Genomic DNA, 12,961 nt, shown 5'->3' with positions numbered 1-12,961 from the left:
TAACTTTCTAATTTTCAATCTCATTGATTTTAATGCTGATTTGCTCACTGCCGGCGAGAAGCTTAAAAAATAAGCTATTGCGTTTCCAGTTTTTGCAAACCCTACGCATAAAGGTATAGCCAAGAAAGTCGAAACTGGTATGTTCCGAATCACCTTTTCTACTCCCATCTTTACAATATACTATTTTGGTTTTTGTGGGGTGGAGCTCAAGTCCACAATCCTCAAAACGAGCTTTCAGAGCCTCAAGCATCTGCTGAGCTTCGCTTTCAGTATTACAATGAACCAAACCATCATCAGCATAACGGCACCATAATGTTTTGGGGAAATGCTTTTGTAGCCATTTATCAAAAACATAATGTAGAAATAGGTTCGCTAATACAGGGCTAATAACGCCACCTTGCGGTGTCCCCATCTGCCTAGTTTTGAGGTCGCCATCTTCCATTTGCATCGGTGCTACTAGCCAGCGCTCTATATACAACCTTACCCAAGTGAGATTGGTGTGTTTATATACCGCTTTAAGTAACAGATCATGCCGAATGTTATCGAACAGCCCTTTAATATCAAACTCAAGTACCCAGTTATAGTTCCAACATCGCTTACGAGTGACACCTATAGCATCAAGCGCTGATTTATTAGGTCTATACCCATATGAGTCTGGCAAAAAGATCCGCTCAACCTTTGGCTCAAATTCAAGTTTTACGACCATTTGTGCGATCCGATCGCTTACCGTTGGTATACCTAAAATCCGTTCTCCTCCACTTTTCTTCGGTATACTTACCGCTTTAACTGGAGGTGGAAAATAGGTGCCAGAAGATAATCGATTCCAGATCTTATAAAGATTACCTTTTAGATTTCTTTCGAAACCTTCAATAGATTGATTATCAACTCCTGCACTTCCTTTATTAGCTTTAACTAATTCGTAGGCGTGCTTCACTGCCCACTTTGAAATGGTAAATGGTTTTGCTTCCATCTATAGCTTCCTCCTACCATTTGGTAGTTGAGCTAAACATGCAAGCAGCTTGACGCAACCCTTCGCTCCATGTTCATTACAAACACTTCAACACTACTACGAGTTGCTCCGTCCCAGTATCACACATCGGTACTCTCATACTCATAAATTCAGTTACTTGTACTTCTTCCTTAGCATTGTGATGACTGGTTCCCGCAGTTCCCACAAAGAGCCCGATACAAAGTCATGCCCACTATACGCCGGACACCGCTTACACAGCATTCGGAATTAACCTGCAAACTTATCTCGAGAGATAGAAACGCCCTCGATTTTGATGTCAGTCTCTGGATTACGACGCGTCAACATAGGTTCGCTATAACTCATCTCTTTGTACCCTACCTGCCGAACTTGAGTTCGTACTTTTACTTCAACGCTTATGACCATCACTCTTAATGACAGCCACTTGAAGTGGTTTGAAGCCAGCTTCCGACAGCAGACTTCGGTGGACCTACCACCATCTCTTCATGAGCTTATGCTCAAGACTAGAAACACATCCTTATGCTGCTAACCTATGTGCCTGCGGCACACTTCCTATATCCCAGATACAACAAAGCCCCGACCATTTCTGATCAGGGCTTTATCTAAATATGGTACCGGTAGGCGGACTTGAACCGCCACGCCCGAAGGCAACGGATTTTGAATCCGTCGTGTATACCAATTTCACCATACCGGCATTATCTTGGGGCATTGCCCTTTCGATGTTTGGCATTATACGTATGCGAACCGATGTGGCAAGTATAAAAACTTGAATTCATGTGTGTTTGCCGATAATTTCGCCACTAAGTCATAAGCTGTGCGTCATGTCTCTTTTCAGGCTAAGCCTTAAACTATATTCTGACGCCTCAATTTTTAAAGAAGTAATAACACATGACATCAACAAATACTCTGCCACCAGCAGGAGTCATGCGCCGATTTGGTGCCTTGTTCTACGACGCTCTGATCGTAATCGCTATTGAAATGTTGGCGGCTGGCGTCATTGTCGCTCTGCTGCATGCGCTCATGGCTCTCGGCATTTTTAACCACAGCGGATATGCCGATGTTAGTGACTTCTTAACCAACCATCCGATTTGGAGCCCTGCATACACCTTTTACTTAGTGGCCGTTTGGGTATATTTCTTCGTGTTCTTCTGGACTAGAGCTGGTCAGACTCTCGGCATGAGAGCTTGGAAGCTGCGCGTTCAAAACAAAGATGGCTCGGCTATCACAGTAACTCAGGCGTTGATTCGCTTAGGTACTTCAGGTTTTGGATTGGCAAACCTATGTGTTCCATTCGATCCTGAAAAGCGCGGCTTTCACGATATCTGGGCCAAGACTGAAGTCGTTGTGTTACCACAAGCACGTTAGCGTGATTTAAGTTAGCTCCAATCAAGATCAAAAAAGGAAGGCGTTATGCCTTCCTTTTTACTATTTACAGTTTCCGCCTCAAGAGCATGATGGCAATTCCAAGGAATACCACGCTCGGGGCTATTGCGCCAAAGGCAGGCGGTATTTGATAAACCAAACTCACCGGGCCAAAGAACTCACTGGATATATAGAAGGTAAAGCCAGCAATAACACCTGACAAAATCCTCGCCCCCATGGTCACGCTACGCAAAGGACCAAAGATAAACGACAGTGCCATCAACATCATAACCGCGATCGAAATTGGCTGAGTTATCTTTCGCCACAGCGCTAATTCATAGCGTGATGCGTCTTGCTCCGACGCCTTCAGATAAGAAACATAATCATACAACCCACTTAACGATAGCTCTTCTGGTTTAACCGTTACTATCGCCAACTTATCTGGAGCTAATGAGGTTTCCCAAGAGTAAGTCGGTAGGCTTTCTTTGGTAATTTGAAGCTCATTTTCAAAAGACGTGATCTCTACATCCTTCATCGTCCACACGTTGTCTCCAACGTAATCAACTTCGTCAGAATAAATAGCGGTCTTAAGTGCCTTGTTTTCATCAAAGCGCCACATGTTCATACCATATAGCTTCTGGTCATCGATTTTGACAATAAAGATGAAGTCATTGGCATCACGAGCCCAGACCCCACTTTGCGTCGAAATAATATTACCACCAGCAATCGAGATGGTTCTTAAATCACGAGCCATCTTCTGCGCTTGCGGTGCTCCCCATTGACCAAGCAATGTCACCACGATCATCAGTGGAATAGCCGTTTTAAGTACCGATAGGCCGATATCCAACTTAGAGAAACCAGCTGCCTGCATAACGACAAGCTCAGAACTTGCAGCAAGCATACCAAGTCCAATCAACGCGCCAAGCAATGCAGCCATTGGAAAGAACATTTCGATATCACGAGGGATACTCAGTAAAACAAAGTACAGCGCTTGTAATAGATCGTATGTACCACGGCCAACTTTTCTCAGCTGCTCTACATACTTGATGATCCCAGAGAGACCAACAAACGTCACCAATACCAGTGACGTCGTTGCGATGATGGTTCTGCCTATATATAAATCGAGAATCTTAAACACGGCTTAAGCCAACCTCTTATTCTTGAATTTTTCTTTCAAACGCCTTACTGGCACGCTATCCATAAAGTTTGCACCAATCGCGATAAATAACAATAACGCATTAATTGGCCACATGCCGATTACCGCAGGAATGCTCCCCTCTTCAATTGAAGATTTAGTTGCACTGATTGCTAAGAAATAGGTGAGATAAATCAGTATTGCTGGGCCGATTTTCGCAAAACGACCTTGTCGAGGGTTGACCGCAGACAGTGGCACGACAAGCATGGTCAACAATGGAATACAAAGTACCAAAGAAATACGCCATTGCAACTCTGCTTTCGCACTATTATTTGAGTTACCAATCAGTTCAAGCGTAGGGATGGCTTCCCAGTCTCGACCTTTCTTCTCAACTTCACGTTGACCGATCAGGCCTTCGTATTCTTCAAAGTGTGTCACCATATAATCAAGGCGTGTAGGCACACCTTCATGACGAGTGCCATCGTACATCACGATAACTTGGCGACCATCACTGAGCTCTTTTACATCTCCCGACTTCGAGAACATCACACTTGGCAGTACAGAATCACGCGGGCGCATTTGAGCAACGAACACATTTTCTAATTTATTACCGTCGATATCATCAATAAACACCACAGAAGAACCATCCGGTGTACCTTCGAATTTGCCTTTCGGTAATAAATCAACGCTGTTCTCTGCGGCTACTTCTTCATACATTTGTTCAACTTTGTCTTGTGACCAAGGAGATAACCAAAATGAGTTAAAGGCAGCAACTGTCGCCGTAATCAAAGCAAGGTAAAGTGCAGATTGGATCAGGAATTTATTACCAATACCGGTGGCGTTCATGACCACTATTTCACTTTCAGCGTAAAGGCGTCCAAAAGTGAGCAAAATACCAATATAGATACTGAGTGGAAGCATCAACAAGCCCATCGCTGGCATATTTAAGCCAACAATCGACAATATTAGACTTGCAGGGATATCACCATCAGAGGCGTCCGCTAAAACACTGATGAATTTTTGGCTGAGAAACACGAGAAAGAGAACAAAAAAGATCGCAAATTGGCTCTTGATTGTCTCGCGGATCAAATATCTAACAATAATCACGCTCAAATTACCTATACAAAACTTGTTTTTTTGATTGAATCACTATAATTTCCCGTTGAACCTTTTATTTTTTTAAATTTTTAGCTAAGTGTTAGCGTTCTTCTTTAAGGTTAGTTCCATTATAGGATCCAACAAGTAAGAACCCATTATCTAACATTTAGTTCGATTTGTCTTCAGGATGTAGGAGTACGCATGGAGTTCAGTGTAAAAAGTGGCAGCCCAGAGAAACAGCGCAGCGCATGTATCGTTGTCGGTGTATTCGAACCGCGCCGCCTTTCTCCAGTAGCCGAGCAATTAGATAAGATTAGCGATGGCTACATTAGTTCACTGCTTCGTCGCGGTGATCTAGAGGGTAAACCTGGCCAGATGCTACTACTGCATCAAGTACCTGGTGTACTTTCAGAACGTGTTCTACTAGTAGGCTGTGGTAAAGAACGTGAGCTAGGCGAGCGTCAATACAAAGAAATTATCCAAAAAACCATCAGCACACTAAACGAAACAGGTTCTATGGAAGCAGTATGTTTCCTTACAGAACTTCACGTTAAAGGTCGCGACACTTATTGGAAAGTTCGCCAAGCAGTAGAAGCGACTAAAGATGGTCTTTACACATTCGACCAATTCAAGAGCAACAAACCAGAGACTCGTCGCCCACTACGTAAATTGGTATTCAACGTACCAACACGCCGCGAATTGAGCCTGGGTGAGAAAGCTATTTCTCACGGCCTTGCTATTGCTTCAGGTGTAAAAGCGTCTAAAGATTTAGGCAACATGCCACCAAACATCGCAAACCCTGCTTATCTTGCTTCTCAAGCTCGCCGTTTAGCTGACGATTACGAGACAGTGAAGACTAAGATCATTGGCGAAGAAGAGATGGAAAAACTGGGTATGACATCATACCTAGCTGTAGGCCGTGGCTCTAAAAATGAATCTATGATGTCTATCATGGAATACAAAGGCGCTCCGGATCCAGATGCGAAGCCGATTGTATTAGTCGGTAAAGGTCTGACTTTCGATTCAGGCGGCATCTCGCTTAAGCCTGGTGAAGGCATGGATGAGATGAAGTACGACATGTGTGGTGCGGCGTCTGTATTCGGTACAATGAAAGCACTGGCTAAGCTTAACCTGCCGATTAACGTGGTTGGTATCCTAGCAGGTTGTGAAAACATGCCAGGCAGCAATGCTTACCGTCCAGGTGATATCCTAACGACAATGTCAGGCCAAACGGTTGAAGTACTCAACACTGATGCTGAAGGTCGCTTGGTTCTATGTGATGCTCTAACTTACGTTGAGCGTTTTGAACCTGACTGTGTTGTCGATGTTGCTACGCTAACTGGCGCATGTGTTATCGCTCTGGGTCACCACATCAGTGGCGTTCTATCGAACCACAACCCACTTTCTCACGAACTTGTTAATGCTTCTGAGCAAGCAAGTGACCGTGCATGGCGTCTACCAATGGCAGACGAGTACCATGAGCAGCTAAACAGCCCATTCGCTGATATGGCGAACATCGGTGGCCGTCCTGGCGGCACAATTACTGCTGGTTGCTTCCTGTCTAAATTCACTAAGAAGTACCACTGGGCACACATCGACAGTGCTGGTACAGCTTGGAAGTCAGGCGCAGCGAAAGGCTCGACAGGTCGTCCTGTCTCAATGCTAGTCCAATTCTTATTGAACCGCAGCGGCCAAGAGACTGAAGAGCAATCTTCAAAATAATAAGAAGGGCCTACGGGCCCTTTTTTAATAAGCGCTATTTGTTAGACCCTGTTAACCAAGTAACATTGATATCCACGATTTTAAGTTCGAGTATTAAGTATGCAGACTGCTACATTTTACATTGTGCCTTCAGACAGCCCGCAAGCCAGCGAAGATGGTTTTGCTCACTATGTGCTGTTTCTTGCTCAGCACTTTGCAAAACAAGGCGCTAAACTTTATCTCAACGGTAATGATAAAGAGCATGCCGAGCGTATTGCTGAAGTTTTTTGGCAAGTCGAACCCAGTGAGTTTATTGCGCACAACTTGGTTGGCGAAGGCCCGAAGTATTCAACCAATATCGAAATTGGCTATCAAGGCGTAAAACATAATTGGAATCGTCAGCTCGTAATTAATCTGGCCGATAATCATACAACCTTTGCGAACGCCTTTGCTCAGGTGATAGACTTCGTCCCTTGCGAAGAAAAAGCTAAGCAACTCGCTCGAGAAAGGTATAAAATTTACCGTCAGGCTGGATATCAGCTACAAACTATCGAGATTCAACATCCATAGTCAAACCTCATAGTTAAAGCTATCTTTGGATTTAGATTCAAGAAGCTTCACTTATGAAGTTTGACCACGATTAACCATTCACAGTATCCGTTTAAGAGCACTATGGAAAAGACATACAACCCAACATCAATCGAACAAGCTCTGTATAAGACTTGGGAAGAGAAAGGCTACTTTAAGCCACACGGTGACACATCAAAAGAAGCTTACAGCATCATGATCCCGCCACCGAACGTCACTGGCAGCCTACACATGGGTCACGCGTTCCAAGATACGATCATGGATACGCTTATCCGTGCTCAACGTATGAAAGGCAAAAACACGCTTTGGCAAGTGGGTACTGACCACGCTGGTATCGCAACTCAAATGGTTGTTGAGCGTAAGATTGCTGCTGAAGAAGGCAAAACAAAACACGACTACGGCCGTGAAGCTTTCATCGACAAGATCTGGGAATGGAAAGGCGAATCAGGTGGCACGATCACTCAACAACTTCGTCGTCTTGGTGCATCTGTAGATTGGGATCGTGAGCGATTCACTATGGATGACGGCCTATCAGCTGCGACCCAAGAAGTGTTTGTTCGTCTTTACGAAGAAGACCTAATCTACCGTGGTAAACGTCTAGTAAACTGGGATCCTAAACTGCACACTGCAATCTCGGATCTTGAAGTTGAAAACAAAGACAAAAAAGGTTTCATGTGGCACTTCCGCTACCCGCTAGCGAACGGCGTTAAAACGGCTGATGGTAAAGACTACATCGTTGTTGCGACTACTCGTCCTGAAACCATGCTTGGTGATACTGGTGTTGCTGTTAACCCAGAAGATCCTCGTTACAAAGATCTTATCGGCAAAGAAATCCTACTTCCTGTTGTAAACCGTCTTATCCCTATCGTAGGCGATGAGCACGCAGACATGGAAAAAGGTACGGGTTGTGTGAAGATCACTCCAGCTCATGACTTTAACGATTACGAAGTAGGTAAGCGCAACAACCTACCGATGATCAACATCCTAACGTTCAACGCTGATATCCGTGATGCTGCTGAAGTCTTCACAACGAACGGCGAAGAAAGCGATGTTTACTCAACGGACATCCCTGCTAAGTACCAAGGCATGGAGCGTTTTGCTGCACGTAAAGCTATCGTTGCTGAATTCGATGAACTTGGTCTTCTTGAAGAGATCAAAGATCACGACCTAACGGTTCCTTACGGCGACCGTGGTGGTGTAGTTATCGAACCAATGCTGACTGACCAATGGTACGTACGTACAGCACCGCTTGCAGAACCTGCAGTTAAAGCCGTTGAAGATGGCCAAATCCAATTCGTACCTAAGCAGTACGAAAACATGTACTTCGCGTGGATGCGTGACGTGCAAGACTGGTGTATCTCTCGTCAACTTTGGTGGGGCCACCGTATCCCAGCATGGTACGACAACGATGGTAAAGTTTACGTAGGTCGCACTGAAGAAGAAGTTCGTGAAAAGAACAACCTAGCGCCTGTTGTTGTGCTTAAGCAAGACGACGACGTACTGGATACTTGGTTCTCTTCTGCACTTTGGACGTTCGGCACACAAGGCTGGCCTGAAGATACTGAAGCACTGAAAACATTCCACCCATCAGAAGTACTAGTATCTGGTTTTGATATTATCTTCTTCTGGGTTGCTCGTATGATCATGATGACCATGCACTTCGTGAAAGACGAAGATGGCAAGGCTCAAGTACCTTTCAAAACTGTTTACATGACGGGTCTTATCCGTGATGAAAACGGCGACAAGATGTCTAAGTCGAAAGGTAACGTACTTGACCCAATCGACATGATTGACGGCATCGGCCTTGAAGAGCTAGTAGAGAAGCGTTGTGGCAACATGATGCAACCAAAACTGGCTGCTAAGATCGAAAAAGCGACACGTAAGACTTTCGAAAATGGTATCGAACCATACGGTACTGATGCGCTGCGTTTCACTCTTGCTGCTATGGCTTCAACTGGCCGTGATATCAACTGGGATATGAAGCGTCTTGAAGGTTACCGTAACTTCTGTAACAAGCTATGGAACGCAAGCCGTTACGTACTAATGAACACAGAAGAGCACGACTGTGGCATGTCACTGTCTGTAGAAGACCGTGCAAACATGGAATTCTCTCTAGCAGACAAGTGGATTGAGTCTCAGTTTGAAGTTGCAGCGAAAGAGTTTAATGCTCACCTAGACAACTACCGTCTAGATATGGCAGCAAACACGCTTTACGAATTCATCTGGAACCAATTCTGTGACTGGTACCTAGAGCTAACTAAACCTGTTCTTTGGAAAGGTACTGAAGCTCAACAACAAGCGACTCGTTACACGCTTATCACGGTTCTTGAAAAGACTCTGCGTCTTGCTCACCCTGTTCTTCCTTACATCACTGAATCTATCTGGCAGAGCGTTAAGCCGCTAGTAGATGGCGTTGAAGGCGAGACGATCATGACTCAAGCGCTTCCTCAGTTTAATGAAGCTAACTTCAATGCTGAGATCGTTGACGACATCGAATGGGTTAAGACTTTCATCACTGCTATCCGTAACCTACGTGCGGAATACGACATTGCACCAAGCCAAGGCTTAGAAGTAATGATCAAAGTAGCGGATGAGAAAGATGCAGCTCGTATCGAAGCAAACAAGATCGTTCTGACTTCTCTAGCTAAGCTAGACGATATTAAAGTTCTTGCGGACGGCGAAGAGACTCCAGCTTGTGCAACTAAGCTGGTTGGCAAATCTGAGCTAATGATCCCAATGGCAGGTCTTATCGATAAAGATGCTGAGCTTGCTCGTCTAGATAAAGAAGTTGCTAAGACTCACGGCGAGATTAAGCGTATCGAAGGTAAGCTAGGTAACGAAGGTTTCGTTGCTAAAGCACCAGAAGCCGTTATCGCGAAAGAGCGTGAAAAGCTTGAAGGCTACCAAGAGACTCTTGTGAAGCTTGAAGAGCAAAAAGCGACAATCGCTGCGCTTTAAAACCGAGTGACCGAGAAGCCTTAGAACTTCTCGCTCTAGACAAAAAGGTTGGCCTTCATGGTCAGCCTTTTTTTGTGCCCTAACTCTCAGTCAGCATCACACCATTTCATTGATAGCTTTTGCCTATCAAAACAATCTTAACTACCCATTAGATTTAATGATAATAATTCTCAATAATAGACTTATCGAAACAACACAACGATTGAGTAATTATCATGAAAAAGACACTAACCTTTGCTGCATTACATTTTACTATCGCATTTAGTGTCGCTTATGTACTAACAGGCGACATCTTAATTGGTAGCTTAATCGCTATGATTGAGCCCTCTGTGAATACTGTTGCCTTCTATTTTCATGAAAAGGCGTGGGCTCAAGTTCCAGCACTTAAAGCTCGTCAGTGGATGACCAAATTAAAAACAGCAAGCTTTGCTACCATCCACTTTAGTGTTGCCTTTACTGTTGTCTACTTGTTGACTGGAGATGCTTTTATCGGCGGTGTGATGGCTTTACTAGAGCCAACTCTAAATACCGTTGCTTACTACTTCCACGAGAAAGTCTGGTTACGAAAAGCTGAAAACCAAGCTGTACAAGCTCAGTTTTGTTTACATCAACACGCTTAATCTAAACCTCACTGAGCGATTGAAATAACCTGCTTCGAATAACAAAATTCAGCTTACCATTGACAACGTTGCGCACCGCAATTAAATTAATTGCGGTGCGCAACTTTATTTCTTAATCCAAAGGTAGGTAGTTATGAATTCTCAACAGTTAAGAGACTATTCTCGTCAAACGGTTCGTTTACTTGGCATGCTTGATAAGCAGTGTGGCGATGTCGACCTCACTCCCGTTCAGGCTCATACTCTTGGTGAAATCCAGTTGCAGCCAATCACCATCAACCAATTGGCACAGCAACTCAACGTAGATAAATCGAATGCTAGCCGCACTGTCGCAGGGCTGATCAAACTTGGCTTAGTTGAAAGCCTAGAGAATCCAACAGACAAACGTAGCCAATTAGTCGCCCTGACCACTCAAGGTATTGATGCGTTATCTCAACTCGACCAGCAACAAAGCATCTTCTTTGAAAAAGTACTCTCGACACTCAATGACAACGAACAACAGCTGCTTAAGCAAGGACTTGAGAGCTATTTAAAAGGGCTAACGAAAGTATGCCAAGCCGATGAGTTTGTATTACGCCCACTCACAGAGTCAGACAACCAACAATTAGCCGAAGTCATTCGCCAAGTTTCGGCAGAGCATGGGCTCACAGAAGATAAAGGTTATGGCGTGGCCGATACGACACTCGATGATATGTACTCTGTCTATAGCCAAGCGAATGCAATGTACTGGGTTATCGAACACAACGGAAAGATCGTCGGAGGCGGTGGCTTTGCCCCTCTAGCAGGTAAACCCAATGTGTGTGAGCTACAAAAGATGTACTTCTTACCGCAAACTCGAGGGCATGGCCTAGCCAAGCGAATTGTCGCTTTGAGCTTAAAGCAAGCCAAGCAACTTGGGTATCAAGACATGTATTTAGAAACGACGGAGTGCTTGGGTGCTGCGGTCAAACTCTATGAGAAGCTTGGGTTTGAGCATCTTGAGTCAGCTTGGGGAGAAACAGGCCACGACGCTTGTGAGGTTGTCATGGCCAAATCGTTATAAGCAGGATGCGCCGCTATAGCGAAAGAAGATAGCTCTAAAATACAAATATTTATCGTAGAAAGTTACTGACGCAAGAGGTTGGATTCAAGGCAACAAAAGAACTCTCTTCTTGCCCATCAAGTACCACTTCTAACGGGTATAGATGCTTAGGGTTAGGATTCTCAATATCGAAAATGATAGGCGCCTCAACCTGGAACACGACGCCAGTATGTTCTGCGCGTACATCAATCGGCATCACGAGTGTCATACCATTAAACTTGATGGATGCCGATACTAACCCCGCCTTTAGCGTTTGATAGATAACATCCACTTTAAACTCACAGCCACCACCGTGGTGCCAGATCTGCTCTGTGACAACTTGCTCTAGCTTGACGTTTCGAACGAACTGCAGGTATGGCGCTTGCCAAATCCCGATGCGTGAATCAGATTTAGCGATAGCCTGTGAAGATACAGAGTCATCCATATCCTCTTCAAGCAATAAGCTCTCCTCTTCTTCAAGGAAAAGGATCTCGAAACGGTTTCGGCCGGACTGCATATAAGGACGGATATCTTTACGGTATTCAGCTTGGCTACCATCACAATCAAACACAGCCACACCATTAAGTCGAACTTCAGCAAAGTAATCGACCCCGGCCATCACCAACTCAACAAATGGACACGCCAACATAGCGTCATCCACTTCGATGTCGTGCATCAGGTGCCACTCTTGCTCTGCAATTTCATTTTCACTCAAGCTATCAGGGAGCTTTGAGCTTAACGGAGCCGGAAAAGTGATGTCATCTTGTGGGATAGAGAGATCCGTCAGTGGCGAAATTTGCCAAAGACCATCGAGAAGCAACCGCATATCATTCCTTGAGCTAGATCAATTTTGACCGCATTATAATGAATGAATGCATATAAAGACATTTATTTTTCTGAGGGTAAAAAAATGCCAGCTCGAGGCTGGCATTTTTTAAAATTGGGAAAGAATTACTCTTCGCCTTCATCATCTTCGTCTGGGTAGATAGCATCTTCACCTTCGTAGTAAGTGCCCCAACCGTCGTAGATAATGTCAAACTTCTCTGCAAGGTTTACAAGCTTCTCAACTTGCTCATCAATCGCTTCTGCATTCAGAGTACATTGCATCGTTGCATCACAACAAAGTAGCTTATTGCCATCTTCGTCTTCTGTCTCTTCAGCTTCAAGCACTTCAAAGCCCATTTTGAATGCTTCAACAACCGCTTTCTCAAGCACATCGAAATCTTCAGCAAATAGGTGATGCTCGATATCGTATAGAGCTTCAGGATCGCTACCATCTTCAATTAATGCTGTAATGATGTCGCGAGTCTCTTCCTTTTGAAATTCAATTAATTCCGCTACTGATAGATATTCATCTTCGTGAGACATGTGTCTGCTCCAGAGTGTTGACTATGAAAAGATCAAATTTGATTGCCACGAAATATGGCACGGATCGTCCAGAAAAGCCACCCAGA

General features: G+C 44.4%; 11 protein-coding genes and 1 tRNA gene. 6 read left to right on the top strand and 6 right to left on the bottom strand.

Annotated features, from left to right (window positions below; translation table 11 throughout):
- Window positions 1–7: 7 nt before the first annotated feature.
- Both ltrA and OCV19_RS01970 read right to left on the bottom strand, forming a co-directional pair.
- On the bottom strand, window positions 8–970 hold the full coding sequence (gene ltrA, locus OCV19_RS01975) for a group II intron reverse transcriptase/maturase (RefSeq protein WP_261875684.1): 963 nt from the start codon (window positions 968–970) through the stop codon (window positions 8–10).
- Window positions 971–1,597: 627 nt separating this feature from the next.
- A tRNA-Leu gene (locus OCV19_RS01970) sits at window positions 1,598–1,682 on the bottom strand.
- A gap of 194 nt (window positions 1,683–1,876) precedes the next feature.
- Here OCV19_RS01970 and OCV19_RS01965 point away from each other — a divergent pair.
- Window positions 1,877–2,353 carry an RDD family protein gene (locus tag OCV19_RS01965; RefSeq protein ID WP_017058939.1) on the top strand — a complete coding sequence of 159 codons (477 nt, stop codon included), beginning with the start codon at window positions 1,877–1,879 and terminating at the stop codon, window positions 2,351–2,353.
- A 64-nt stretch (window positions 2,354–2,417) separates the two neighbouring features.
- On the opposite strand, the gene lptG is transcribed toward OCV19_RS01965, so the two are convergent.
- Window positions 2,418–3,488, bottom strand: a complete 1,071-nt coding sequence (lptG, locus tag OCV19_RS01960) for an LPS export ABC transporter permease LptG (RefSeq protein WP_017058938.1) — start codon at window positions 3,486–3,488, stop codon at window positions 2,418–2,420.
- A 3-nt stretch (window positions 3,489–3,491) separates the two neighbouring features.
- Window positions 3,492–4,592 carry an LPS export ABC transporter permease LptF gene (gene lptF, locus OCV19_RS01955; protein WP_065676340.1) on the bottom strand — a complete coding sequence of 367 codons (1,101 nt, stop codon included), beginning with the start codon at window positions 4,590–4,592 and terminating at the stop codon, window positions 3,492–3,494.
- A 192-nt stretch (window positions 4,593–4,784) separates the two neighbouring features.
- Between lptF and pepA the strand changes: the two genes are divergently transcribed.
- The 5 genes from pepA to OCV19_RS01930 all read left to right on the top strand — a co-directional run bounded on the left by pepA (window position 4,785) and on the right by OCV19_RS01930 (window position 11,489).
- Entirely contained in the window at window positions 4,785–6,305 is a 1,521-nt protein-coding gene (gene pepA, locus OCV19_RS01950; RefSeq protein WP_017058936.1) for a leucyl aminopeptidase, read from the top strand.
- Between the two features lie 99 nt (window positions 6,306–6,404).
- Window positions 6,405–6,854 carry a DNA polymerase III subunit chi gene (locus OCV19_RS01945; protein WP_065676341.1) on the top strand — a complete coding sequence of 150 codons (450 nt, stop codon included), beginning with the start codon at window positions 6,405–6,407 and terminating at the stop codon, window positions 6,852–6,854.
- A gap of 102 nt (window positions 6,855–6,956) precedes the next feature.
- The gene (locus OCV19_RS01940) at window positions 6,957–9,830 is read left to right on the top strand and encodes a valine--tRNA ligase (protein ID WP_048618666.1); all 2,874 of its coding nucleotides are present in this window, start codon (window positions 6,957–6,959) and stop codon (window positions 9,828–9,830) included.
- Between the two features lie 215 nt (window positions 9,831–10,045).
- Window positions 10,046–10,450: a DUF2061 domain-containing protein gene (locus tag OCV19_RS01935; protein ID WP_046224433.1), complete on the top strand. Its 405-nt coding sequence runs from the start codon at window positions 10,046–10,048 to the stop codon at window positions 10,448–10,450.
- Between the two features lie 133 nt (window positions 10,451–10,583).
- Window positions 10,584–11,489 (top strand): bifunctional helix-turn-helix transcriptional regulator/GNAT family N-acetyltransferase, encoded by a 906-nt coding sequence (locus tag OCV19_RS01930; RefSeq protein ID WP_083994297.1) that lies wholly within the window; start codon window positions 10,584–10,586, stop codon window positions 11,487–11,489.
- Between the two features lie 49 nt (window positions 11,490–11,538).
- On the opposite strand, the gene OCV19_RS01925 is transcribed toward OCV19_RS01930, so the two are convergent.
- Window positions 11,539–12,333 carry a glycosyl hydrolase 2 galactose-binding domain-containing protein gene (locus OCV19_RS01925; RefSeq protein WP_048605873.1) on the bottom strand — a complete coding sequence of 265 codons (795 nt, stop codon included), beginning with the start codon at window positions 12,331–12,333 and terminating at the stop codon, window positions 11,539–11,541.
- 125 nt (window positions 12,334–12,458) lie between these two features.
- Entirely contained in the window at window positions 12,459–12,875 is a 417-nt protein-coding gene (gene rraB, locus OCV19_RS01920) for a ribonuclease E inhibitor RraB (protein WP_017058930.1), read from the bottom strand.
- Between the last annotated feature and the right edge of the window lie 86 nt (window positions 12,876–12,961).

The organism is Vibrio celticus (assembly GCF_024347335.1).
Taxonomy (GTDB): domain Bacteria; phylum Pseudomonadota; class Gammaproteobacteria; order Enterobacterales; family Vibrionaceae; genus Vibrio; species Vibrio celticus.
Note: the sequence above shows the minus strand (reverse complement) of the source record. Positions and strands in the feature narration are given on the sequence as shown.